26 protein-coding genes and 1 tRNA gene are annotated in these 24,696 nt (G+C 59.2%); 20 read left to right on the top strand and 7 right to left on the bottom strand.

What is annotated here, in order from left to right:
* Positions 1-63: 63 nt before the first annotated feature.
* The 6 genes from J3353_RS13365 to J3353_RS13340 all read left to right on the top strand — a co-directional run bounded on the left by J3353_RS13365 (position 64) and on the right by J3353_RS13340 (position 5,792).
* Positions 64-225 (top strand): hypothetical protein, encoded by a 162-nt coding sequence (locus tag J3353_RS13365; protein ID WP_242700973.1) that lies wholly within the window; start codon positions 64-66, stop codon positions 223-225.
* A gap of 130 nt (positions 226-355) precedes the next feature.
* A complete protein-coding gene (locus J3353_RS13360) occupies positions 356-1,270 on the top strand; it encodes a type I phosphomannose isomerase catalytic subunit (RefSeq protein WP_179859622.1) in 915 nt (304 codons plus the stop codon).
* An 84-nt stretch (positions 1,271-1,354) separates the two neighbouring features.
* Entirely contained in the window at positions 1,355-2,026 is a 672-nt protein-coding gene (locus J3353_RS13355; RefSeq protein ID WP_097777006.1) for a hypothetical protein, read from the top strand.
* An 837-nt stretch (positions 2,027-2,863) separates the two neighbouring features.
* The gene (locus tag J3353_RS13350) at positions 2,864-3,298 is read left to right on the top strand and encodes a mobilization protein (protein ID WP_207685045.1); all 435 of its coding nucleotides are present in this window, start codon (positions 2,864-2,866) and stop codon (positions 3,296-3,298) included.
* Positions 3,270-4,817 (top strand): relaxase/mobilization nuclease domain-containing protein, encoded by a 1,548-nt coding sequence (locus J3353_RS13345; protein WP_207685044.1) that lies wholly within the window; start codon positions 3,270-3,272, stop codon positions 4,815-4,817. The genes J3353_RS13350 and J3353_RS13345 overlap by 29 nt, the downstream gene beginning before the upstream one ends.
* Positions 4,818-4,829: 12 nt before the next feature.
* Positions 4,830-5,792 (top strand): hypothetical protein, encoded by a 963-nt coding sequence (locus J3353_RS13340; protein WP_207685043.1) that lies wholly within the window; start codon positions 4,830-4,832, stop codon positions 5,790-5,792.
* A 404-nt stretch (positions 5,793-6,196) separates the two neighbouring features.
* On the opposite strand, the gene J3353_RS13335 is transcribed toward J3353_RS13340, so the two are convergent.
* From J3353_RS13335 to J3353_RS13325, 3 genes are all read right to left on the bottom strand, one after another.
* A complete protein-coding gene (locus tag J3353_RS13335) occupies positions 6,197-6,448 on the bottom strand; it encodes a DUF6061 family protein (RefSeq protein WP_207685042.1) in 252 nt (83 codons plus the stop codon).
* Positions 6,449-6,600: 152 nt separating this feature from the next.
* A tRNA-Ile gene (locus J3353_RS13330) sits at positions 6,601-6,676 on the bottom strand.
* A 251-nt stretch (positions 6,677-6,927) separates the two neighbouring features.
* Positions 6,928-7,347 (bottom strand): hypothetical protein, encoded by a 420-nt coding sequence (locus J3353_RS13325; RefSeq protein ID WP_207685041.1) that lies wholly within the window; start codon positions 7,345-7,347, stop codon positions 6,928-6,930.
* Positions 7,348-7,456: 109 nt separating this feature from the next.
* Here J3353_RS13325 and J3353_RS13320 point away from each other — a divergent pair, with 109 nt between their 5' ends.
* The 6 genes from J3353_RS13320 (at position 7,457) to J3353_RS13295 (ending at position 12,848) form a co-directional block, all read left to right on the top strand.
* Complete coding sequence (locus J3353_RS13320) at positions 7,457-7,954, top strand: conjugal transfer protein TraD (protein WP_154277144.1); 498 nt, start codon at positions 7,457-7,459, stop codon at positions 7,952-7,954.
* A complete protein-coding gene (locus J3353_RS13315) occupies positions 7,951-9,228 on the top strand; it encodes a glycoside hydrolase family 10 protein (protein WP_207685040.1) in 1,278 nt (425 codons plus the stop codon). The genes J3353_RS13320 and J3353_RS13315 overlap by 4 nt, the downstream gene beginning before the upstream one ends.
* Positions 9,229-9,329: 101 nt before the next feature.
* On the top strand, positions 9,330-9,863 hold the full coding sequence (locus J3353_RS13310) for a hypothetical protein (protein WP_005934566.1): 534 nt from the start codon (positions 9,330-9,332) through the stop codon (positions 9,861-9,863).
* Position 9,864: 1 nt separating this feature from the next.
* A complete protein-coding gene (locus tag J3353_RS13305) occupies positions 9,865-10,794 on the top strand; it encodes a DMT family transporter (RefSeq protein WP_207685039.1) in 930 nt (309 codons plus the stop codon).
* Positions 10,770-11,324, top strand: coding sequence for a M48 family metallopeptidase (locus J3353_RS13300; protein WP_207685038.1), 555 nt, complete (start codon positions 10,770-10,772; stop codon positions 11,322-11,324). Before J3353_RS13305 ends, J3353_RS13300 begins: the two co-directional genes overlap by 25 nt.
* A 36-nt stretch (positions 11,325-11,360) precedes the next feature.
* Positions 11,361-12,848 (top strand): lipopolysaccharide biosynthesis protein, encoded by a 1,488-nt coding sequence (locus tag J3353_RS13295; protein WP_207685037.1) that lies wholly within the window; start codon positions 11,361-11,363, stop codon positions 12,846-12,848.
* Between the two features lie 65 nt (positions 12,849-12,913).
* Here J3353_RS13295 and J3353_RS13290 read toward each other — a convergent pair whose 3' ends face one another.
* On the bottom strand, positions 12,914-15,343 hold the full coding sequence (locus J3353_RS13290; protein WP_207685036.1) for a homocysteine S-methyltransferase family protein: 2,430 nt from the start codon (positions 15,341-15,343) through the stop codon (positions 12,914-12,916).
* Entirely contained in the window at positions 15,330-16,019 is a 690-nt protein-coding gene (locus tag J3353_RS13285; RefSeq protein ID WP_207685035.1) for a vitamin B12 dependent-methionine synthase activation domain-containing protein, read from the bottom strand. Before J3353_RS13285 ends, J3353_RS13290 begins: the two co-directional genes overlap by 14 nt.
* A gap of 152 nt (positions 16,020-16,171) precedes the next feature.
* Between J3353_RS13285 and J3353_RS13280 the strand changes: the two genes are divergently transcribed.
* The 4 genes from J3353_RS13280 to J3353_RS13270 all read left to right on the top strand — a co-directional run bounded on the left by J3353_RS13280 (position 16,172) and on the right by J3353_RS13270 (position 18,496).
* Entirely contained in the window at positions 16,172-16,477 is a 306-nt protein-coding gene (locus J3353_RS13280; protein ID WP_005934577.1) for a type II toxin-antitoxin system RelB/DinJ family antitoxin, read from the top strand.
* Positions 16,474-16,794 carry a type II toxin-antitoxin system RelE/ParE family toxin gene (locus tag J3353_RS13275; protein ID WP_207685034.1) on the top strand — a complete coding sequence of 107 codons (321 nt, stop codon included), beginning with the start codon at positions 16,474-16,476 and terminating at the stop codon, positions 16,792-16,794. Before J3353_RS13280 ends, J3353_RS13275 begins: the two co-directional genes overlap by 4 nt.
* Before the next feature lie 163 nt (positions 16,795-16,957).
* Positions 16,958-17,086, top strand: coding sequence for a hypothetical protein (locus tag J3353_RS16515; protein ID WP_255536615.1), 129 nt, complete (start codon positions 16,958-16,960; stop codon positions 17,084-17,086).
* A 120-nt stretch (positions 17,087-17,206) separates the two neighbouring features.
* Complete coding sequence (locus tag J3353_RS13270) at positions 17,207-18,496, top strand: O-acetylhomoserine aminocarboxypropyltransferase/cysteine synthase family protein (protein ID WP_207685033.1); 1,290 nt, start codon at positions 17,207-17,209, stop codon at positions 18,494-18,496.
* A 119-nt stretch (positions 18,497-18,615) separates the two neighbouring features.
* Here the strand turns inward: J3353_RS13270 and J3353_RS13265 are convergent, their stop codons facing one another.
* Entirely contained in the window at positions 18,616-19,542 is a 927-nt protein-coding gene (locus J3353_RS13265) for an alpha/beta fold hydrolase (RefSeq protein ID WP_097773210.1), read from the bottom strand.
* A 21-nt stretch (positions 19,543-19,563) separates the two neighbouring features.
* Positions 19,564-19,821, bottom strand: a complete 258-nt coding sequence (locus J3353_RS13260) for an AbrB/MazE/SpoVT family DNA-binding domain-containing protein (RefSeq protein ID WP_005934583.1) — start codon at positions 19,819-19,821, stop codon at positions 19,564-19,566.
* 302 nt (positions 19,822-20,123) lie between these two features.
* On the opposite strand from J3353_RS13260, the gene gltX reads away from it, so the two are divergent.
* The 4 genes from gltX (at position 20,124) to J3353_RS13240 (ending at position 24,572) form a co-directional block, all read left to right on the top strand.
* A complete protein-coding gene (gene gltX / locus J3353_RS13255) occupies positions 20,124-21,593 on the top strand; it encodes a glutamate--tRNA ligase (protein WP_097773209.1) in 1,470 nt (489 codons plus the stop codon).
* A gap of 42 nt (positions 21,594-21,635) precedes the next feature.
* Positions 21,636-21,908: a hypothetical protein gene (locus J3353_RS13250; RefSeq protein WP_097771335.1), complete on the top strand. Its 273-nt coding sequence runs from the start codon at positions 21,636-21,638 to the stop codon at positions 21,906-21,908.
* Complete coding sequence (locus J3353_RS13245; RefSeq protein ID WP_097771336.1) at positions 21,892-22,170, top strand: DUF4160 domain-containing protein; 279 nt, start codon at positions 21,892-21,894, stop codon at positions 22,168-22,170. Before J3353_RS13250 ends, J3353_RS13245 begins: the two co-directional genes overlap by 17 nt.
* A 119-nt stretch (positions 22,171-22,289) precedes the next feature.
* A complete protein-coding gene (locus J3353_RS13240) occupies positions 22,290-24,572 on the top strand; it encodes a SpoIIE family protein phosphatase (RefSeq protein WP_207685032.1) in 2,283 nt (760 codons plus the stop codon).
* Positions 24,573-24,696 lie beyond the last annotated feature (124 nt).

Below are 24,696 nucleotides of genomic sequence, written 5' to 3'. Positions count from 1 at the left end.
GTGTAGCATACCGCTGGAGAGCGGTCTATAAATACTACTCTTTTATAATACGAGGCAAATGTCTTGGAGTTCCGTCTGGGTGGAAAGGCAAAGCTGATGGTTCGTCCTTCCGGCACTGAGCCGAAGATCAAGGTGTATCTGTCCGCCGTTGCTCCTACGGAAGCCGAAGCAGATGCCATCAATGCGAAGCTGGGTGACGCCGCTGCCGAGCTGCTGAAGGCATAAATTCTCAAATATTTCTACAAACGGCTGCCTCGTTCCTGCCATAAAAATGGACGGGGCAGCTTTTTTGCACCCTTTTTTCGGAAAAAGTGTCATTTTATGTGCAATTTTAGGCACATTGGAGGTATGCAAGATGAAAACGATTCAACTGAAACCAAGCTGCAAGGACTACCTCTGGGGCGGCGAAAAACTGCGTACCGAGTACGGCATCCAGAGCGAGATGCACCCCTTGAGTGAGGCGTGGATGCTCTCCTGCCACCCGGACGGCCCCAGCTACCTGCCGGACGGCACGACTTTGCAGCAGTACATTGACGCGCACCCCGGCTGCCTTGGCACCGACTGCGTAAAGTTCGAGGAGTTCCCCATTCTGGCAAAGCTCATCGACGCCAAGAAGGACCTGTCCATTCAGGTGCACCCCTCTAACGCCTACGCCCTGGAGCACGAACACCAGTACGGCAAGACCGAAATGTGGTATGTGCTGGAGGCAGAACCGGGTGCGACCCTCTACTATGGCTTCACCCATGAGATCAGCAAAGAGGAGTTTGAGCACCGCATCAAGGACAACACCCTGACCGAGGTGCTGAACGCCGTCCCGGTGAAAAAAGGCGACTGCTTATTCATCCCCTCCGGCACGCTCCACGCCATCCGCAAGGGCATCGTGGTGGCTGAGATTCAGCAGAATTCCAACGTCACCTACCGCATTTACGATTATGGCCGCAAGGGTGCAGACGGCAAGCCCCGCCAGCTCCACATCCCGCAGGCTCTGGATGTGACCGAACGCAAGCCGCCTGTTGCTCACGACTTCCACGGCCATCTGGCACAGTGCGATTACTTTACGGTGGATGCCGTGGAGGGCAGCTTCAAGGATATCTGCGATGATGTTTCCTTTACTTCTCTGCTGATCCTGGAAGGAGAGGGGACCCTGACCGAGACCGCCACCGGCGAGAGCCTGCCCATCCAAAAGGGCGAGAGCTTCTTTATCCCGGCAGGCACCGGGGAATATACGGTGAGCGGCACGGATCTCAAGTGCCTGCGCACCCGCGTGTAAACAAAACTCCCGGATCGTATACACAGTCCGGGAGTTTATGCTATGATATAGCTATCAAGACTGAAACGAAAAGAGGACACTGCCATGGCATCCTACCGCTACGAACGCAACATTTCCCCCGAGGATCTTGTGCCGGAAAAAACCCGGGAGCTGACGCCTGCCGAAGCCCGCGCCAACTGGTGGCATTATCACTGGTATTATGTGGTGCTCATTGCCGCGGCGGTGCTGGCGGTCGGGTATTTTGTGTGGAGCCGTGTCACCGAGGTGAAGCCGGACTATACGGTAGCGGTCGTGGGGCGTATTGACCCGGACGCGGCGTTCCTGTCCGAGGTGGAAACCAAATTGGAAGCTGCGGCCGATGATGTGAACGGGGACGGGAAAGTAAAAGTCAACGTGAAGAGCATCTGGCTTGCGCTGGATTACGATGGACAGGATTCCTCCCTGCGCAAGCTGATGGAATCCAGTGAGGACAAGCTCAATTCTGATTTTTATCTCTGCGAGAGCATGATCTTCATCGTGGACGACCCGGCGGCAATGGAGCAGCGGTACGGCTGTTTCCGTCTGCTGGACGGTACTGACCCGCAGGAGGGCGACAGCCTGAGCGTTTCCGATTTTGCCGTGCTGCTGGACGACACCGCCCTTGCCGGAGTGCAAAGCAAAAGCGGCGCAGAATGGTATGTGGCAAGGCGTCTGAGTGAAGGCGTGGAGGAAGAATCCCTCACCACAGGAGATGCGCTGTGGGAGAAGCTCATTTGATTTTCTGAATTCGTAGAAAGTCTTACTTCTGCCACTTTACCACGATAAATTTTGCAAAACCATATTGACGCACCTGCACTTCCATGATACCCTTTATTCCAAATCCTGCTGACAAAAGTGGTGGTTCTCACCGTGATAACCACCACTTTCAGCGAGTGATTATCCAGAAAGAACATGCCGCCCCGCAACACACCCGATCATTTTGCCGTCTGTTTCACCCGACAAAATCCTTCGCCTGTACTGCGTGGACGGTATTTTTCTTTTTCACAAATAAAATCTTATGTGGTTGTACAAATTTCCAAAATTCATTTTCGGTTGTTGACTGCACAACCTCAAAGTGTTATTCTTGTGTTTGAAAGAAGCAGGTTGTAGTGTCCACACTGCGCCCGGCTTTCTTCATACCGAACCTTGAATCCTTCATAAGCCGTCTGAACGTGATATCGTGCCATGACCTCACACTTTCTGTGGGCGAGCCGGAAAACGCCGCTGCAAAACAGGGGCAGGAACTTCGTTCGGGTCAAACGGCGATCAACATACACGAGCAGTGGAAATCTCTACTTATTTTTGCGCCTTAACAATTCGGAAACATTTGTTGAAAATGCGTTTTGAGCGCAGCGGTAGAGGGCAAGAACCGTCCCGTGGCCACAAATTTTCAATTCTTGAAAATCTTGTGTTCCACCGGGACTTCACATCTGCAACTCTTGCGAGTTTTGATGTGATCTTGTTGGGGCGTGCCTGCCCCAAACCCTGCTCATCTTTCGCACCGTTGGTGCGAAAGAACGGCGTGTCGTGCTTACATAGTTCCACCGAGGAGCTAGCGAAACGACAGGAGGTTCAATGAACAAAACGAATGTCAAAGCGAATCCCAGCACGACCCACCGCCACGACACGCCGAACAACAAAACGCACATCATCAAGTTCCGTGTGACGGAAACTGAAAAGATGGAACTCCAATGCACAGCAAAACTCCTTCATCTCTCCCTGTCCACCCTCATCCGCCGTGCGCTGCACAGTGCGAAGATCGAGCGCACGGTTGTCGTTGCCGGCGGCGGAGAAGAAACACTGAACGCCGTTTCCACTCTGCTTGCCCAGTGCGGCAAGGTGGGCGGAAACCTGAATCAACTCGCACGACACTTCAACTCCGGTGGAGCAGATACCGAACAACTCCGGGCGAAACTTCTTGACGAACTTACAGACCTGACTGCCTTCCGGCTCAACGCCGAGAAAATTCTTGGTGAACTGTATGGCAACGCTCAAGCATATCGCCTCTAAGAATTCGGACTACTCCGCCATCGAAGCGTACCTGATTTACCAGCACGATGCGTTCACCGGGAAGCAGCTTCTTGATGAACAAGGCAGGCCCATGCTGCGGGATTCGTACATTCTGGATACGCTTGAATGCGGCGATTTCTCGTTTGCAACGGCCTGCCTGCTGGCAAACCGAAAGTACAACAAGAACAACCACCCCGATGATATTAAGAGCCACCAGTATATCATCAGCTTTGACCCCAGAGATGCAGCCGACAACGGCTTGACCATGGAAAAAGCACAGGCTCTCGGCCTGAACTTCTGTAAAGAAAACTTTCCCGGTCATCCTGCCATCGTCTGCACCCACCCGGATGGGCATAACCATTCGGGAAATATCCACGTCCACATCGTGATCGGCAGCATCCGCACACGAGAAGTGGAACGCAAGCCCTATATGCAGAAGCCTCGTGACTGGCGTGAGGGCATGAAGCACTCCAGCACAGCCCAGACCATGCGGCACCTGCGTGTCGCAGTCATGGAAATGTGCGAACACGCTGACCTGCATCAGATCAATCTACTGGAAGCACAAGGCGACCGTATTTCTGAACGGGAATACTGGGCACGGCGGCGCTGGCAGCAATGTCTCGACCATGCCAACGCCAGATTGCTTGCAGAAGGGAAGGCTCCCAAGCAGACTGTTTACCAGACGGAACTGGAAACTCTGCGCAGGCAAATCGACTCCGTGCTGAAGAAAGCCACCACCTTCGATGAATTTTCTGCATTGCTCTTGCAGGAACATGGCATTGCCGTGAAAGAGAGCCGAGGGCGATTGAGCTACTGCCCGTCCAATCGGGTAAAATTCATCACCGCCCGGAAGCTGAGCAAGAAGTTTGAGAAAGAGCAGGTGCTTGCCGCACTCGCTCAGAACATCCGGCTTGCTCCGACCGTCCAGCCCATCGCAGCAGACAAGCCCGATAAGATTCAGAAACTGGTGGACATTCAGGCAAAGCTGAAGCAGGGCAAGGGCATCGGCTACGAGCGTTGGGCGAAAAAGCACAACCTCAAAGCCATGGCACAGACCTTGATCCTCTTGCAGGAAAAAGGTCTGCTCAACGAGGATGCACTCGACCAGAGAATCGCAGAGCTTGACACCAAGTTCCATGAATCGCTGGCCGTAGTGAAAGACCTCGAAACCCGCATGGCAGAAAACAAGAAGCTGCGCAGCCACGCTGCTGCCTACAAGCAGTACCGACCGCTTGCGCAGAAACTGAAAACTGTCAAATCCCCCGCAGCCTTTGAAGAACAGCACCGTGCAGAACTGACAGCGTACCGGACGGCAGCAGCCTATCTCAAGGCAAACAACATCACCAAGCTGCCCAGCCCGAACAAGTTGGAAGCCGAGTATGCGCAGCTGGCATCCGAAAAGGCAAAGTTCTACGAGCAGTACAAGGAAACCAAGGAAGAACTGCTCAAACTGAAAACCGCAAAGCAGAATGTTGCGTCCTTTTTCCGGGAGGAAGAACCGGCGCAGCAGGAGAGATAAAGGAGTGTGCGTATGATCAACTTGAAAATCGACCCGGAGTTCCAGAATCAGATTCCGCCGCTGACGGACGATGAGTATAAGCAGCTTGAAGAAAACATCCTCAAAGAAGGCAAACTGCTTTCTCCTTTGATCGTTTGGAATAACATCCTTGTTGACGGCCACAATCGTTATGCCATTCTCCAGAAACACCCGGAGATTTATTTCTCCACCATGCCGCTCCGATTCGAGAATCGCGAAGAAGCCCTTGCGTGGATTTGCAGAAACCAGTTGGGGCGGCGCAACCTGAGCCCCGAACAGAAGCGTTATCTGATTGGCAAACAGTATGAAGCCGAGAAGAAAGCCGCAAAAATCTTTCGGGGCAACCAGTACACTTTAGCAAAGAAAAGTGGTGGTGCTCACGATGATAACCACCACTCCGGGAAGAAAACCTGCGACCGGATCGCAGAGGAAAACGGTGTCAGCCGTGCCTCTGTTCTCCGTGCCAGCCACTACACGCGAGGCATCGACATCGCAGATAATCTCTCTCCCGGCATCAAGCAGAAAGTCTTTTCCGGTGAAGTGAAGTTCACGAATGAAGAAATGTCCAAGCTCGTGCAGAGCAGTCCTGCCAAACGGCAAGACGTATTTGCCGAGATCATGCACCCGGAAATCACGAAAGGAATGGAGGCTGCAAATGCAGACCCCAAAGCAGACGTGCCGGTTCCGATGCCCACATCCGACCCCGAGCAGTTCAAGGGATACCAAGTCCCGGACGAGTGCATGAAGGTCTACAAGACGCTGAGCATGGCCACGGAAATGATGCGAAACACATGGAAGCGAGTGCTCAAAAATAATCAGAGTTATCTTTCTGACCCGGAAAAGCAGAAGGTTCTCCGCTACGCCATGCAGCGGCCAGCCCACTATCTGAACGAGCTAGAAGCCTGCATGGAGCAGATTCTTTCTGAAACCATCGAAGAAGCTGAAAAGACCGCATAACGACAGGCACTTGTAAGCCATCAACGAGCCACCAGCCGCAAGTGCAAGGCAGAAAACTTCCGCGCCCTTGCGCCTGATAAAAATGGAGCTTTGATTTTCTTGCCCGGCTTTGCCATGGTGGGACGATCAAAGGAGCGTGCGTTTGAACAAAAAGAAAAAGTCCACAAACACTTCCCCCTACCCCGATGAAGTCATTGACCGTCTGGCACGGGCATTCTACCCGGCCATCCTTGCCTGCTGGAACAGCGAGGAAGGTCAACGGGAGTTTGCTGCGTGGCAGGCGGAGCAGGCTCATCTCTCCGGCAAAGAGAAACAGGAAGTTCCCGTGGGGGAACTCCCTGCCTTACTTATCGTGTGTGGATTTTGGCAGGGTGCGTCCGGCAGGGCGCACCCTGTTTTTGTGTTCAGTCCTCTAATCCGTGACTTGCAGCCGTATTTCTCAGATACTCCTCCGGCTCACCGTTCAGGATCAGTTCGGCATACGCCAGCGGGTCGTTATAGATGAGGTAGTCCAGTTCAGACCTCTGCGCCATGGTAACATCCAGCGCATCCTCGACCCCAGTGCAGTCAATGGAAATTTTTCTCCCGTCCCGGAGCAGCAGTTCCACGCAGCCAGTGTCTATATTAAACTTGCAGGCTCTTTCATCGTACTTCATAATCATACCCTCCAAATCTTGTGATTGTCTTACGGTCTATGACAAGGTATCGGAGTTTTGCGCCGTCCACGGGAGCCTTCATTGCTGTACCCAAAGAAAACGAAAAATCCGAACCCTTCTCCAATCGGAAATAGGTTCGGATTTTTCTTGTTTGGTGGGCCATGAGGGATTCGAACCCCCACTGGAGCGGTTATGAGCCGCCGGCTTTAACCGTTAAGCTAATGGCCCTTATGACGTTGTTTCAAAGATCTGTAAAGTGGCTTTCGTACCCAGAAAATACCCAAGTCCGATTTTTAAGCCACTAGCAAACCAAAAAACAACGGAAAAACGCTGTTTGGAAAAGGTGGAAACGGTAAGGTCTGGCGGTTATGAGCCGCCAGCTCTGACCAACTGAGCTACTAGCCCCCATTGCCCGGTTTGCCGGGCGCACAAGTAAGTATAACAAAAAACGTGCAAAATGAAAAGCGTTTCGGGCAAAATTATTTTGTGCGGTGGGCTTCCAGCTTCTGCTGCATAAACTTGTCCAGCATTTCCTGTGGAAAAAGCGGCTCCTTGTAGCCAAAGGCCTCCCGGATGAAGATCAGGGTGGCGATGGTCTGCCGCCCGGGGTCAAGCCGGAGGGTATACAGGGTGTCCAGCGGCTGCTGGGTAGGCTGGTGCAGGGTCAGATGGAGCAGGAAACCGCCATCGTTCTCACGGCGGCACTCGTAGGCGAACTCGTCGTCCGGGCTGTGCTGGTCCAGCCGGTCGAAGCAGTCGTCCAGCGGCAGGTCGGTGCGGAATTCGGAAAGGCCGCTGGGGCCATACTGGCTGCGGCGGGCGTTTTCCCGCCGGGTGAGCAGAAAAACGATGCAGCCCAGGGCGGCCGCCAGCAGGGTGAGTGAGAATACAACGTTCATGGGTCCCTCCGCAGATTTTGAATCATGTTTTCCTTATTGTAACACAACCTGCGGAAAATTGTGTTATAATATTTGAAACAATCCAAATTTTTGCTGGAGGACTTCCCCTATGAAGCTCAAATTCACCCATAAGACCTGGTATTTCTTCCTGCTGTGCGCGGCAGCGGCATCCATGCTCAACGGCTTTGCCGTGCTGGGCGGCATGGATTTTTCTTTTCTGGAGATGGTCGCGTTCTGCATCACCGGCATCACCATTCTGTTTCTGGCCGCTGAAAAGGGCTCTGACCCCAAGGACAAGCGCAGCTATTTCCTGATCTTTGTCCTGCTCATGCTCAGCTATGTGCTGGGCGGCTGGGCAGCCTACTTATTCTCCGCACTGGTCTGGCCCGCCCTGCTGGCATTGGAATACCAGAAGGGCAGGCCCATCCAGCGCCAGCTGCAGCTGGTGGGTGCCGCCGAGGCGTTCCACCTGCTCTTTGTCCTGCTCACGGTCTACGGCGGCATGGCAGGCCTGAGCTTCTGGGCCAATCTGCTCTGGGTGCTGCTGGCCTGCGCCCGGGGCTGGGCGGCACTGAGCCTGTACAAGATGCAGGAGGAAGACGCATGACCCAGCGGCGGCGGAACCGGCACCGCAAGCGCCGGGTTGGCCGCCGCGCCTTCCTGATCGGACTGGGCGGGTCTGTATCTGCCGCCCTGACGTATTATCTGCTGCGTTCTATCCCGGCAGGAAACAACGCGGAGCCTGCGCCATCACCACAGGCTGCCCCCAACCCCGCCCTGCCCAGCGGCGAGTGGCGGGCGGTGTGGGTGAGCTATCTCGAATTTGCAGAGATGGACTTTTCCTCAGAAAGCGCGTTCCGGGCCGATGCCGCCGCGCTGATGGACAACTGCCTGTCCCTTGGGCTGAACACCGTCATTGCGCAGGTGCGGCCCTTCGGGGATGCGCTTTACCGGAGCAGCCTCTTTCCGTGGAGCCACCTGTGCACCGGCGTACAGGGGCAGGACCCGGGATTCGACCCGCTGGACGTGCTGCTGACCGAGGCCCACGCCCGGGGGCTTTCGCTGGAGGCCTGGGTCAACCCCTACCGGCTCAGGAGCTCGGTTTCCATGCCCCCCGTCCTTGCAGAGAACAACCTGCTGAACACCCACCCGGAGTGGGTCTGCACCGTGAACGAGGGGGCCTACCTGAACCCCGCCATTCCGGAGGCTGCCGACTATGTGGTACAGGGCGTGGCAGAGCTGGTACAGAACTACGCCGTGGACGGCATCCACTTTGACGACTACTTCTACCCCACCACCGATCCTTCCATCGACGCGGCGCAGTTTGCAGCCAGCGGAGAAACCGACCTGACCGCATGGCGGCGGGCCAACGTGACCCGGCTGGTCAAAGCTGTCCACGATGCCGTCAAGGCCGCCGACCCGACCCTGCGGTTCGGGGTCAGTCCCCAGGGCAACCCGGACAACGACCGGAACGAGCAGTACACCGATCTCTCCGTCTGGCTGACGGCCTCCGGTGCGGATGCCGTTGTGGATTACCTCTGCCCCCAGATCTACTGGGGCTACGGCTATACCCTCTCCTCCGGCAGCACCCGCTTTGCCTTTGAGAACATCACCGCCGAGTGGCTGGCCCTGCCCCGGGCAGAGAGCACGGCCCTCTATTTCGGGCTGGGAGCCTACCGGGTCGGTGTGGGAGACGGTGGAGCCAACGCCGACAGCGTCAGCCAGTGGTGCACCGGCAGCGCGCTGGCCCGGCAGGTGACCGACCTGCGCAGCGCCGGTGCCGGGGGCTGGGCGCTCTACCGCTATGGCTCCCTGTTCCGCTCCGACGAAAGCGGCCTTGCCGCCGCCGAACGTGCCGCTCTGACGGCATTGGACGGCTAAGACACAGAAAATCCCTTGTAAGCAGGAAAAAAATGCGGTATACTATGGTATCATGCAAAAATATCGCATTTTTCACCTGCTGTTTTTGAGGATAGAAAAACATGAGTAAAACAAAACGAATCCTTGCCTTTGCGCTGGCAGCTGTGCTGGCCGTTGTCGTCCTGAGCGGCTGCAAGAGCATTGCCCAAAAGGTGTTCGGGTCTTCCAACGAGGTGCAGGAGGACGACACCACCCAGTGGGCCGTGCTCAGCTCTGACCCGCTGATGCTCGATGGCATTGCCGATACCACGGCCAAATACGCCACAGCCCGGGCCAACGGGGCGCTGAACATCGTGTTCAACGGCATCTGGAGCCGCAAGACCGAATACTTCACCGTGCCCAGCGGCCTGCTGAGCATTTACGGCTGCGGCACCACCGACGGCGGTGCCCAGAAGTTCAAGGTCTCCCTCTGGAAAAAGGTGGACGGCGGCGCGCAGTATGTGGACAACACCACCTTCTATTTCACCGCCGACGGCCAGAACTACCACTGCGACATCGGCAACCTTGACCCCAACGCAAGCTACCGCGTTACCATTTCCTACGATTCCAGCCGTTACTACCTCTACGGTCTGATGAAAGTGGAGGGCATCGGCTAAAATGAACACACAAACAAAACACTCTCTCATGCTGATGCTCTGCGCCTTTATCTGGGGCACGGCGTTCGTGGCCCAGAGCGCAGGCTCCGGCATGGGGGCTTATTCTTTTCTGGCCGGGCGCAGCTGGCTGGCGGTGCTGGTGCTGCTGCCCACCGTCCGCGCCTTCGATGCCCTCCACCGCAGGCACGGCGCAGCCTATGGCTGGCCCAAAGCCCCTGCCGACCGCAGACATCTGCTGACGGCGGGGCTTTGCTGCGGCACTTTGCTGTTTGCGGCCTCCGCTGCCCAGCAGATCGGCATCACGCTCAACCCTTCCACGGCCAAGGCTGGTTTCCTGACCGCCATGTATGTGGTGCTGGTGCCGGTGTTCGGGCTGTTTCTGGGGCGGCGGGGCAGTGCCCGGCTCTGGCTGAGCATGGTCATCGCCGTGGGCGGGCTCTATCTGCTCTGCATGAAAAACGGCTTTGGCGGCATTGAGGCCAGCGATTGGATCCTGCTTTCCTGCGCCGTGCTGTTCAGCTTTCAGATCATGACGGTGGACCACTTTGCCCCGCAGGTGGACGGTGTCCGCCTGAGCCTGCTGCAGTTCTTTGTGGTGGCCGTAGAGAGCACCGCTGCCGCCCTCCTGTTCGAGAACCCCACCCTGGCAGAGTTCGGGGCCAACTGGCTCCCGCTGGCCTACTGCGGCGTGATGTCCAGCGGCGTGGCCTACACCCTGCAGATCCTGGGCCAGCGGGACGTAAACCCCGCCATTGCAAGCCTTATCATGTGTCTGGAAAGCGTATTCAGCGCACTGGGCGGCTGGCTGCTGCTCCACCAGAGTCTTTCCATGCGGGAGGTCTTTGGCTGCACCCTCATCTTTGCAGCGGTGATCCTGGCCCAGCTGCCCGTGGAGGACTGGCTGAAATGCCGCAGCGCAAGCCGGAAGTGACCCGGCGCACCGCCGCAGGCATTCCCTATGAGCTGACCCGCAAAAAGGTCAAGCGGCTCAACCTGCACATCCGGCGGGACGGCACCGTGGCCGTGAGCATCCCGTGGTCCTACACGGTGGGCTTTGCCGATGCCTTTGTGACAGAGCAGGCCCAGTGGATCCGGGAGGCGGTCTCCCGCCAGCTGCGGCGGAACGCCCGGAATGACCAGCCCCTGCCCTCCCAGGCGGAGGCACTGGCCTGTTTCACCACCATGAGCGACAAGGTCTACCCGGCTTTTGCCGGGGTGCTGGGTGGGCAGAAGCCCACCATCAGGGTGCGGGACATGACCAGCAGGTGGGGCGTATGCTACATGAAACGGCGGCAGATCACCTTTGCATTGCAGCTCTACAATATGCCGCCCGCCGCACAGATCTATGTGGTGGTGCACGAGTACTGCCACTTCCTGCAGCCCAACCACAGCCCGGCCTTCTGGGCCGAGGTGGAAAAGCTGCTGCCGGACTGGAAAGAACGGCGGGCTTTATTGAAATAAACCTTGTGATAAAAATCAACAGGAGGGGTTCGACCCTTGGAAAGTGAAAAAAAGACCTCCGGCGGCGACAAATATTCAAAGCTGGCCGGAAACACCATTATCTTTGCCATTTCGAGCTTTTCGTCTAAGCTGCTGACCCTTTTGGTGCAGCCGTTCCTGACCTACGCCATGGCCGAGATCGCCGATCTGGGTCTGGCGAAGATCCTGAGCCAGTATGCAAACCTGCTCATCCCCTTTGTCTCGATGGGCATGTCCAACGCCATCATCCGCTTTGGCCTGGACAAGGGCAACAGCGAAAAGCAGGTGTTCACCAACGGCCTGCTGACCATTCTGGGGGGCTTCGGCATCCTGATCCTCTGCTGGCCTGTGGCGCAGTTCCTGCCCGATATGGCGCAGTACGGCTTCCTCATCTACATCTACGTCCTGATGAGCTGCCTGCGCACCCTCTGCACCCAGTTCGTGCGCAGCCACCAGTGGAACAAGCTGGTGGCCGTGGACGGCATCCTGTGCACCTTTGCCACCCTGATGTTCTATGTGCTCTACCTTGTGGGCTTCCACTGGGGGGCCAACGGTTATCTGCTTGCCATCATCAGCGGTGACCTGGTCAGCGTGCTCTTCCTCTGCATCACCGGCAGGCTGTGGAACTATGTGGAGCTCAAGGCCCTGAACCGGGATCTCTGGCAGCAGATGCTCCGCTTTTCCCTGCCCATGATCCCGGCCCAGATCAGCTTCTGGGTCATCAACGCATCGGACCTGTTCTTTGTGCGCGAGATGTGCGGCGGGCTGGACGGCCACAGCGGCGACGCTTGGAGCGGCCTGCTTTCCACCGGCTACTTCCTGCCCACCATCCTGACCACGCTGGGCCTGATCTTCTACGATGCCTGGCAGCTCTCCGCCGTGACTGAGGAAGAGGGCCGTGCCCGGTTCTTTACCAAGATCTTCCGCACCTATTCCTCGGTGCTGTTCTGCTGTGCGGCAGGCATCATCTGGCTCTGCCGCCCGGTCATGCACGTGATGAAGGCCAACTACTACTACGCCTGGCACTTTGTGCCCTTCCTTACGCTGGCTTCCACCTGCAGCTGCTTCAACCAGTTCCTCAACAGCGCATACGTTGTCAACAAAAAGTCCACCCACAGCCTGTGGACCATGCTGGCCGGTGCTGTGAGCAACTGCATTATGAACTACTTCTTCATCAAGTGGTGGGGGCCCATCGGCGCAACGGTGGCTTCCTTCTTCGGTCTGGGCATCGTGTTCGTGCTGCGCGCGCTGGATGCCCACAACATGATCGGCATGTCCATCCACCCGGGCCGGGTGGCGGTGAACTTCGGCGTACTGGCGGGCGAGGCCCTGCTCCTGCTGGCCGAGCCTCCGCTCTACGGCCTGTGGACAGGCCTCCTGACCGCCGCCATCATCCTGTTCAACTTTGCAGGTGTCTGGGCCATGGCCCGGATGCTCCTGCCCAAGCTCCTGGGCCGCCGGGGCAGGGCTCTGGTGAGCGCAGTGGACAACTGGATCAAAAAGTAAACCAAAAAACGACCCTCTCCGGGAATTGCAATGCGGAGAGGGTCGTTTTCTCTTAATATTCCAACTTATACGCCAAAGAACTCCTTGGCAATATCGGCACTCTGCTTGGCATCCTTGGCGTACCAGTCGGCTCCGATCTTTTTTGCATATTCGGGGGTCAGCACAGCGCCGCCCACCATGATCTTACAGTCCAGTTTGGCATCGTGCAGGGCCCGGATGGTCTCCTCCATGCTCTTGAGGGTGGTGGTCATCAGGGCGGAAAGCCCCACCAGATGCACATCCTTCTCCCGGACGGTGTTCACGACCGTTTCCACCGGCACGTCACGGCCCAGGTCGATGACCTCAAAGCCATAATTCTCCAGGATGACCCGGACGATGTTCTTGCCGATGTCGTGGACATCGCCCTTGACGGTGGCAATGACGATGCGTCCCTTGCTGGCGCTGCCCTCGCCCTTTTTGGCAATGGCGGTCTTGATCTCCTCAAAAGCCCCCTGCGCGGCGGTGGCCGCCTGCAGCAGCTGCGGCAGGAAGAGGGTTCCCTTTTCATACTTTGCACCCACGATATCCAGCGCCGGAATGAGGGCTTCGTCCACCAGCTCCAGCGGCTCCTTTTCCTCCAGCAGCGCCCGGGTGCGGGCAGCTGCCTCGCCCTTCAGACCCTTTTCCACCGCCTTCATCAAGGGGGCATAGGGGCCGGCGGCCTCCGGTGTTTCGCCTGCTGCCGGGGCGGTCTGGGCATTCTGCACGGCCTGCGCCAGTGCGGCAGAGGCGGGCACCCGGTTGGCATACCGCTCAATGTACTTCGTGCTCTGCCTGTCCCGGTTGGTCAGAACGTTGTAAGCATAGACCGCCGCCATCATCTCCTCGCTGGAGGGGTTCATAATGGCAAGGTCAAGCCCGGCATACATGGCCATGGTAAGGAAGGTGGTGTTCAGGTAGGAGCGACAGGGCAGACCAAAGCTGATGTTGGACACGCCCAGAATGGTGCGCACCCCCAGCTCCTCCTTGCAGGCGTGAAGGGCCTGCACCGTGGCAAGCACATCCTCCTGCTGGGCGCTGGCCGTCAGGGTCAGGCAGTCGATATAGATGTCCTCCTGCGGGATACCTGCCGCCAGTGCCGCGTCCCGGATGCGGCGGGCAATGGCCACGCGGTCCTCGGCTTTGGGCAGGATGCCCCGCTCGTCAATGGCAAGGCCGACCACCGCCGCGCCGTACTTTTTGCACAGGGGCAGAATGGTGTTCAGCTTTTCCGCCTCGCCGTTCACCGAGTTGACGATGGGCTTGCCGTTGTAGACCCGCAGGCCACGTTCCAGCGCCTCGGCATGGGAGGAATCCAGCTGCAACGGCAGGCTGACCACGCTCTGCAGCGCCTTGACCACCTGCTCCATCAGGGCAGGCTCATCCACACCGGGCGCACCCACGTTCACATCCAGGATCTGGGCCCCGGCCTCGGTCTGGCTCACGGCCTGTTCCAGCACATAGTTCATATCCCCTTCCCGCAGGGCCTGCTGGAACCGCTTTTTGCCGGTGGGATTGATGCGCTCACCCACCACCGTGATGCCGTCCACATCCACGCAGTCCATGGGGCTGCACACCACCGACTTCATGGGGTGATCAGGGCGGCCCGGCCTGCAATCGGCAAACACGCCGTTCAGCAGCTGGATAAACTCCGGGGTGGTGCCGCAGCATCCGCCTGCAGCAAACAGGCCCAGCTCCCGGTAGGGCTTCATCTGCATGGCGTAGAGCTGCGGGGTGATATCGTAGCCCGAGCCATCGGCGCGGGGCAGGCCTGCGTTGGGCTTGACGAACACCGGGAAGCTGCCGGGCAGGGCCTCGGTCAGCCGCTTTGCCATGGGGAAGATCTCCTTGGGGCCAAGAGAGCAGTTGATGCCCACGGCATCGGCCCCCAAACCCCGGGCGGTGGCGGCAAAGCTCTCGACCGTACAGCCGGTAAAGGTGCGGCCGCCCGCTTCAAAGCTCATGCTGGCCAGCACGGGCAGGCTGCTGTTCTCCTTGACGGCCAGCAGGGCGGCCTTCAGCTCATACAGATCGGTAAAGGTCTCAAGGAACACGAGGTCAGCCCCGGCGGCCACGCCTGCCCGGACGATGCGGCCATACTCTGCCACGGCATCCTCAAACGCAAGGGTGCCGTTGGGTTCCAGCAGCTCCCCCAGCGGGCCCACATCCAGCGCAGCCAATGCACCGTAAGGGGCACAGGCCCGTTTGCAGTTGGCAATACCCGCCGCAATGATCTCCTCCAGCGTGTACTCGCTGCCCGCCAGCTTGTGGGCGGAAGCGCCAAAGGTATTGGCATTGATGATGCGGCTGCCTGCGGCGGCGTACCGGGCATGGATGCTCTCGATGAGCGCCGGGTCGGTGATGTTCAGCTCCTCGGGGCGGGCCCCCAGTTTCAGGCCCGCAGCCTGCAGCATGGTGCCCATGCCGCCATCCAGCAGGATGGTATTGGGCCGGTCAAACAGTTCATTCGCTTGCACAGGTGATCCCCCTCTTTCTATATTCGCACCGGGTGCGGAGCACGCAGTGCCCGCACCCCGCCAGATGACCCCGGACCGGGTGATCACTGACCCCCAGAATGGCCGTGATGCTCTTGCGGGGGGTCATCAGGTTGTTTTCCGTGACACAGAGTCCGGCGCGGCGGGCGGTGTCCAGCGCTGCCGCCAACAGCGGCTGCACGGCAAGGGGCCAGTCCCCGTAGCCCGGGGAATAGCGCCCCGTCAGATACTTGCCCTGCCGGGCAGCCCATTGGCGCAGCTCAGCCTCAGCGGCCTCCGCAGTCTGTTCGGCCAGCGCGGAGCCCAGCGCATCCGATGCCACACCGGCGGCGATATCGCCCACACCGGCACGGCGGATCTGGGCATCCACACCGGGGCCAAGCGTCACGGCCAGCAGCAGGGCGGCGGTGCAGCCTTCCAGATGCTTTGCCACATCCTCGCCTGCCAGAATCCCCGCCGCTGTCAGGCTGTCGGGGTCGGCCTCCAGCCAGACTGCCCGGGGCGTGGCTGCCGCCAGCAGCGGCACAGCGCATTTTTCCAGCAGCGCCTGGGTGGCCGCGTCCGCGCCGCCCCGGGCCCCGAAGTACCGCGCCGCCTGTGCAAGGTCGATGCCCTCCGGCTTTTCCAGCCGCAGCGGCATACTTGGCCCAATGCTCATCTGCCCGCCCTCCTTTACAAGAATAAAGAATAGACTTAGTATACAGCATCCCCGTTTTCCCGTCAACGCAAAACACCGCATTTATTTTGGCTTGCAATCGATTGCATTTGCAAGCAATCTGCGTTATACTGTAAAAAAGGAGTGTGATCGTTATGGCTAACACCGCCGCTGTCTATGCCCGCATTGATACCAACCTGAAAGAAAGCGCCGAGGATATCCTTGCTCAACTGGGCATTACCCCGTCCAGCGCCATCCAGATGCTTTACCGCCAGATCGTCCTGACCCGGGGGCTCCCGCTCGATCTGCATCTTCCCCCTGCCACCCCCACTGCTGTGGGTGGCATGAGCCGTACCGAGTTGGATACCGAGCTGCAAAAGGGAGTCGCCTCTCTGCAAAATGGCAAAAGTTTTTCTGCCGATGAAGTCGATGCCGCATTGTATCAGGAGTTTGGAATATGAGCAGCGTTTATACGGTCCGCTACGCACCGCAGGCGTTGGACGACCTGCGGGATCTCTACTCCTATGTCGCATTTTCGCTCAAAGAGCCAGCTACCGCCCAAAAACTGGTCAACCGCATCCGCAAGGCTGCTCGCTCACTGGATGCCCTGCCCGGGCGGCACCCTGTTGTGGACTGGGAACCGTGGCAGAGCATGGGGATGCACAGGTTTACCGTGGAGGATTTTCTGCTGTTCTACCTGATCGATCAAAGCACCCGTACCGTAACTCTCGTTCGTATTGTTTATGGCGGGCGGGATCTGCAAAACCTCGCAAAATAGACCCCTGCGGAAAATTTCCAACTTTTTTGCAATAAACCTATTGACAATCTGGGTAAATAGGGATATAATCCAGACAACAAATCCACAAACCTAGTAGGAAATTGAAGCCAAGTTTCCCGGGGTCGTAGAGGATTGGGAAAATCGTTGAAAGGAGGGCACCAAAATGACGCTGATCTGGAAAAACCTGCTCCACGCGAACTTCCGTTGTGGGCGAATGTACACCACCCGGGCAGAATATGGGACCGAGCGCTGTGCATTGCCCTCTGCAGACCGAATGTGTGTGCGAATGTGATGGCAAAGCTGCCAAAGCGCTGAACCCGAATTTTGCCCGGTGCACTGAAATGGTGTCAGTGACCGGGATTTTTTATGCGTCAGAATTATACTTTAAGTACAGATAGAGAGGCTAATTACTATGTCTAACTATAAATTTGAGACCCTGCAGCTTCACGTTGGCCAGGAGCAGGCCGATCCCGCAACCGATTCCCGCGCCGTGCCCATCTACCAGACCACTTCCTATGTGTTCCGCAACAGCCAGCACGCCGCTGACCGTTTCGGTCTGGCCGATGCAGGCAACATCTACGGCCGCCTGACCAACTCCACGCAGGATGTGTTCGAGAAGCGCATCGCTGCTCTGGAGGGTGGCGTAGCTGCTCTGGCCACTGCTTCCGGCGCTGCCGCCATCACCTACACCATCGAGGCGCTGGCACAGGCCGGTGACCACATCGTGGCACAAAAGACCATCTACGGCGGCAGCTACAACCTGCTGGAGCACACCCTGACCCAGTTCGGCGTGACCACCACCTTTGTCAATGCTCACAATCTGACCGAAGTGGAGAACGCCATTCAGCCCAACACCAAGGCCGTCTATCTGGAAACGCTGGGCAACCCCAACAGCGATATCCCCGACATTGATGCCATTGCCGCCATTGCCCACAAGCACGGCCTGCCGCTGGTCATCGACAACACCTTCGGCACCCCGTACCTGATCCGCCCCATCGAGCACGGCGCAGACATCGTGGTCCACTCCGCCACCAAGTTCATCGGCGGCCACGGCACCACCCTGGGCGGCATCATCGTGGACAGCGGCAAGTTTGACTGGAAGGCCAGCGGCAAGTTCGGCAATATCGCCGATCCCAACCCCAGCTACCACGGTGTTTCCTTTGCCGATGCCGCAGGCCCTGCCGCCTTCGTCACCTACATCCGCGCCATCCTGCTGCGCGATACCGGTGCCACCATCTCCCCGTTCAATGCATTCCTGCTGCTGCAGGGCACCGAGACCCTGAGCCTGCGCATCGAGCGCCATGTGGAGAACACCAAGAAGGTGGTCGAATTCCTGGCAAACCATCCTCAGGTGGAGAAGGTCAACCACCCCTCTCTGCCCGATCACCCGGATCACGCCCTGTACGAGAAGTATTTTCCCAACGGCGGCGCATCCATCTTCACCTTCAACATCAAGGGTGGCCGCGAAGAAGCCTTCAAGTTCATTGACAACCTGAAGATCTTCTCCCTGCTGGCAAACGTTGCAGACGTGAAGAGCCTGGTCATCCACCCGGCCTCCACCACCCACAGCCAGCTGAACGATCAGGAGCTGGCCGAGCAGCAGATCTATCAGAACACCATCCGCCTGTCCATCGGCACCGAGCACATCGATGACATCATCGCCGATCTGGAAGCTGGCTTCACAGCCGTCCGCGGCGAGTAATCCCCCTGTCCCCCATGCTCTGACAAAAACTCTCCTCCCTTCTCCTTTTTGATCGTATGTGCAAAGAACCGCCGCCCGAAATTTCCGGGCGGCGGTTCTGTTTTTGTGTGTTCGTGTTTTTACAGCCGGCGTTCCAGCCAGTCACCAATGTCAGCAAAGACCTCTTCGCGGTTCAACTCCACCAGCAGCTCATGCCGGGCACTGGGGTACAGCTTGACCTCGATGTTCTTCACACCGGCATCCAGCAGGCTCTTGACCGCCCGCTTCACACCTGCGCCCTGTTCGCCCACCGGGTCGGCATCGCCTGCCAGGAACAGCAGGGGCAGATCCTTGGGCACCCGGGCCAGAAGAGCCGGGTCGTACAGCCGCAGGATGCCGCTGAACATGCTGTAATAGGCGTTCAGGGTAAAGATAAAGGTACAGCGCTCGTCGGCGCGGTAGCGGTCCACCTCCACCGGGTCACGGTTGAGCCAGTCGTGGGCCGTGCGGCCCTCCAACCCCTTGTTGTACCCCAGAAACGAAAGTCTGGCCACCAGTTTGCTGCGGTAGTGCCAGCCATGGAACACGGCCAGCACCCGGCAGATGGTCCTGGCCAGCTGCACCAGCGCTTTGGGCTGGTAGCCGGTGCCCATGATGATGGCACCGTCCAGCTCATCGCCCCACTCACAGAGGTACTGCCGCGCGTAGAACGAGCCCATGCTGTGGCCCAGCAGGAAATAGGGCACACCGGGATACAGCTGCTTTGTCAGGGTCGTCACAGCGTGCAGATCCTCCAGCACGGCGCGGTTGCCGTCGGGTTCGCCGAAGTAGCCGTAATCCTCTTTGGTGCGGATGGACCCGCCGTGGCCCAGGTGGTCGTTGCCGGTGACAAGGATGCCCCGGGCGGCCAGATTCTCGGCCAGCGGCTTATAGCGGTCGATGAACTCCACCATCCCGTGGGAGAGCTGCAGCACCGCCCGCACCTCTCCCTCCGGCACACAGCGGAACGCGTGGAGCGTCCGCCCCGGCTGGCAGGACGGCAGGGTAAAGTCGATCATCTGGCTCATGGGCTGCCCTCCTTCTCCGCATTATTTTTTCATGTTGCCGATCTTCTTGCGGCAGGAGGTGCAGATGCAGTAGCCTGCATACTGGATGGCATTATCGTCCACCTCGCCGCAGAAATCGCAGCTGCCGGTGGGGCGGTATTTTTTGAGGATGATCTCATCGCCCTCCACAAAGATCTCCAGCTTGGCATCGTTGTCCAGCTTCATGCTGGTGCGCAGCTCCTTGGGCAGGACGATACGGCCCAGGCCGTCAACGCCGCGGACGATTCCGGTACTCTTCATAGTTTTTTCTTCTCCTTTGTCATTTACACCTCAGACAGCCATTTTCCAATTTTCTCCCGGCCCTGATCTCTCCTTCAGAGCCTTCAAAGGAAAATTGTGCCATCTCTCCCACTCAGTATACAAAATTTCCAATCATTCGTCAATGATTGCGCGCGGTTTCGACAAAAAGATTTTTCTTTTGCTTCCAAACGCCCATTCTGCCAAATCTGCGGCCGATTCGTTGACAAAACAGCGCACAGCGATTAAACTAAAAGGTAGCTATCCGCAATTTTTTGCCTGTAAATATAAAGGAGCGTTTTTTTATGCCGAGCAATAAAGTCCGCACCCGTTTTGCCCCCTCGCCCACTGGCTACATGCACGTTGGCAACCTGCGCACCGCGCTGTACACCTACCTGATGGCCAAGCACGAGGACGGCACCTTCATCCTGCGCATTGAGGACACCGACCAGGGCCGTTACGTTGAGGGCGCTGTGGATGTCATCTACAACACCCTGCGGGAGACCGGCCTGCTGTGGGACGAGGGCCCGGACATCGGCGGCCCTGTGGGCCCCTACGTTCAGAGCGAGCGGATGGGCATGTTCAAGCAGTATGCCGAGCAGCTGGTGGCAGAAGGCAAGGCCTACTACTGCTTCTGCACCGAGGAGCGGCTGGAGGCACTGCACGCCGAGCAGCGCGCCAACGGTGAGATGACCCACTACGACGGCTGCTGCCGCGACCTGCCCGAGGAGGAGGTCAAGCAGCGTCTGGCTGCAGGTGAGCCCTACGTCATCCGCCAGAAGATCCCCAAGGAGGGCGTGACCGGCTTTGACGATGTGGTCTACGGCCACATCGAGGTCGAGAACAGCGAGATGGACGATCAGATCCTCATCAAGACCGACGGAATGCCCACCTACAACTTTGCAAATGTTGTGGACGACCACCTGATGGGCATCACCCATGTCATCCGCGGCAGCGAGTATCTGTCCTCCACCCCCAAGTACAACCTGCTGTATCAGGCCTTTGGCTGGGAGATCCCCACCTATATCCACTGCCCGCCCGTGATGAAGGACGCGCAGAACAAGCTGTCCAAGCGCAACGGCGATGCCAGCTATCAGGATCTGGTGGCCAAGGGCTACCTGAGCGAGGCCGTGATGAACTACATCTGCCTGCTGGGCTGGAGCCCCAAGGGCGAGTACGCCGAGCAGGAGATCTTCAGCCTGGAAGAGCTCATCAAGATCTGGAGCCCGGACGGCATCTCCAAGTCCCCTGCCATCTTCGACCCCCTCAAGCTGCGGGCCATCAACGCGGAGTATATCCGCCGCCTGAGCCCTGAGGAGTTCCAGAAGAAGGCCGAGCCCTGGATCGATCAGGCCGTGCACACCCCCATCGACAAGAAGCTGCTCTGCGCCAACCTGCAGCCCCGCTGTGAGGTGCTGGGCGAGATCCCCGAGCAGCTGGACTTCTTTGACGCAATGCCCGACTACGATGTGAGCCTGTACGCCAACAAGAAGCAGAAGACCACCCCGGAGACCGCCCGGGAGGCACTGGAAGCCCTGCTGCCCCTGTTGAGCGACGAGAGCCTGGACTTCTCTGACCGCGACACCGTGTTCAACGCCTGCAAGGCCAAGGCCGAAGAGCTGGGCAAGAAGAACGGCTGGCTGCTTTACCCGCTGGGCATTGCCCTTTCCGGCAAGCAGCGCACCCCCGGCGGCGGCACCGACCTTGCCTGCATGATGGGCCGCGAGACGACCCTTGCCCGTGTCAAGGCTGCCATTGAAAAGCTGAACGGGTGATTTTCCTTCCCTTTTCGCAATCATATCCACGGAGGTGTTTTTATGATGTACCCGTTTATGACACTGGACGACAACACCGAGATCGTGCATTCCGAGATGCAGCCAGACCACCGTGTAAAGGTCTACATCGAAAAGCCCGACGAGAAGGATTGTTTCCACTCTGCGGTCTGCTATCTGCCGGATTATACCTGGGAGGATGTCAGCGGCTTCACCCCTGCTGAGATCGACCGCTACCAGAAGTTCCTGGAATCCACTGCACATCTGATCCTGCAGTTTTCCCAGGAAGGAGGGGTAGAAAATGCCGCAGGTTTTTAAAATCGGTTCCTACTGGGTCTACTTCTGGGCCAACGAAAATGATCCGCTGGAACCCATTCATGTCCATGTTTCACAGGGTGCTCCCAGCAGCAACGCGACCAAGATCTGGATCACCCGGGCCGGGAAATGCTATCTGTGCCACAACAATTCCAACATTCCGCCCCGTGTCCTGCGAAACATCATGGCCATCATCGAAGCACGAAGCGATGAAGTGATTGCCAAATGGATGAATTTCTTTGGTGAAGTACGCTATTTCTGCTGATTTGAGCCGCTTCCCCGCATGACCCCATAAAACGCCGCGCGCCCGCGCTACAGTATATGCAAAGGGCGCGGGAAACAGAACATTGCAAAAGATCCCCGCCGGAAAGCGGGGATTTTTTCATGCCGGAAACCACAAAACTGCACCCGAAGCAGCCTGTTGCCGCCGCGTTGGCCTCCCGGGCGGCGGTACGCCCGGCCCTGCGGCAGGGCGGGGCCTTTGCGCTGGGGCTTGCCGGGGGCTGGGCCGTTCTCTACGGGGCCCTGCTCCCCTTTGGGCTGGGGCTGACATTGGGCCTGCCTGCGGACTGCTTTGCCGCCTGCGCAGCCGGGGCCGCACTGAGCATCCTGTTCCACGGGTTCGGGGCATTTTCACTGGACAGCCTCTGCCTGCTCTGCGCCGTGGGGGCAGCTGTGGCCGCTCGATGGCTCTGGCCCGGCAGGCTCCGCCCGGCATTTCTGGCCGGGTGCGGGGCGCTGGTGCTGGGAGGTATCTGCTTTGCGCTGGGGCCCGGCGGGGCAGGCTTCACGCTGGTATTCTTCTGCGGGGCAGATGCCCTGCTGGCGGGCGGCTTCGGCTATGCACTGCAGCGCTTCCCACCCGAAAAGCCCGGTTTTGGCACCCTGCTGGCCGCTTCTGTCGTGGCGGCGGCGCTGGGCGGGCTGCGCTTCGGCCCCCTCTGCCTTGGGGCAGCGGCCTGTGCCATGGTGGAGGCCGCCCTCTGCTGCCGCGGGCAGGAAAAGCCCGCGCTGGCCTTTGCTGCCTTCACCGGGGCCGCGCTCTGCGCCGCAGACCCTTCCCTTGCCCCGGCGGCGGTGGGGCTCTGCTGCGGCACGGCGGCAGCGGTCCTGCTGGCCCCCGGGCGGCGGGCTGAGACCCTTGCCGCCTGTGCAGGCGGGTGTGTGCTGGGGGTGCTCTGTGTTCCCGCCCCCGGCACGGCTCTGCCCCTGCTCCTCAGCGCCGGGCTGGGCTTTGCGGCCCCCGCCTTTTTCCCTAAACATTGGCTGACACCGGTGCCGGAAGCCCCCGCGCCGCCCGAGGAGCCGCCCCGGCTTTCTGCCGCCGCCACCCGGCTGGAAGCAGTGGCCGAGAGCCTTTCCTCGCTGGCCGAGACGGTGAACGCTGTATACGATGCGTTTCCCCGCCGATGCGACACCTTCCGCTGGGTCATCGACAACACCCACGACAGCCTGTGCTTCAATTGCGGGCGGCGGGAAACCTGCTGGAAGCAGGAATACACCGCCACGCTGGAGGGGATGAACGCCCTGCGGCCCATTCTGGAACAGCAGGGCCATCTGCAGACCAGCGACCTGCCCGGCCAGCTGTCCAGATGCATCCACCCGGCGGCGCTCTGCGCGGCGGCAAATCGCTCCTTTGCGCTCTACCGGAGCCGGAAGGAAGCCCACGTCCACGCTGAGGCCATGCGCACCGCCCTGACCGAGCAATACAGCGCCATGGCCGATGCCCTGAGCGTACTCAGTGAGCAGCTGGGCCGCCCCGGGAACCCGGAGCCTTACAAATCCGGGCGGGTGGCCGCGTTTTTTGCCAGCCTGGGCACGCCGCCGCTGGAATGCGCTGTCACGCTGGACGACCTGGGCCGGACACGGGCGGCGGTCACCCTGCCCCGTACCCGCTTTTCTTCCCCCGAGCTGGCCGCGCTGGCGCAGGAGACCGGACGCATCTGCCGCCGGGACTTCGACCCGCCGCAGGTGCTCTCCTGCAAAGGGATGACCACCCTGCTCTTCTGCGAAAAGCCCGCCCTCCGGGCTGTGTTCGGAACTGCAGGCACGGCGGCAAAGGGCACTGTCTCCGGGGATGCGGTCCAGCAGTTCTGCAGCCCGGCCGCTGCCCAGATGATCCTGTGTGACGGCATGGGCACAGGCCGCCCGGCCGCCGTGGACGGCAGCCTTGCCGCCGAGCTCACTGCCCGCCTGTTGAAAGCCGGCTTCACCGCTGAGCTGGCGGCACGGCTGGTCAATGTGGCGCTGGCCCTGAAAAGCGATGAGGAGAGCGGAGCCACCCTCGACCTGATCAGCGTGGACCTTTACACCGGCACGGCACGGATCTTCAAGGCCGGGGCCGCCCCGGGCTTTCTGGTGCACGGCGGCCGTGCCCGTCCGGTGGGCGATATCAGCCTGCCCATCGGCATTCTGGGCAGCGTGAACGGCCAGAGCCGGGTGGTGCATCTCGCCGCCGGGGACTATGCCGTACTGGTCTCGGACGGTCTGCTGGTGGACGGCCCCGGCTGGGTGGCCAAGCAGCTGGAGCTCTCCGCCGCCGCAGGCGACCCGCCCGAGAAGGTGGCCCGGATCCTTGTGGAGACCGCCCGCGCCCGCGCCGAACAGACCGGCCGACCCGATGATATCACTGCCGCCGTGCTCCGGTTAGAGCCCTGCGGACATTGAAAATTTCACAAAAGGGGCATATAATAGCCTTATCTTTTACAAGGGAGGACTGCCCATGTTAAAACTCACCGTTTCCCAGGATGGCAGCGGCGATTTTGCCAGCATCTCGGAGGCCGTGCTGGCG

The organism is Faecalibacterium sp. Marseille-Q4137 (assembly GCF_017377535.1).
GTDB classification, from domain to species: domain Bacteria; phylum Bacillota; class Clostridia; order Oscillospirales; family Ruminococcaceae; genus Faecalibacterium; species Faecalibacterium duncaniae.
This window is presented reverse-complemented; position numbering and strand designations above follow the sequence as displayed.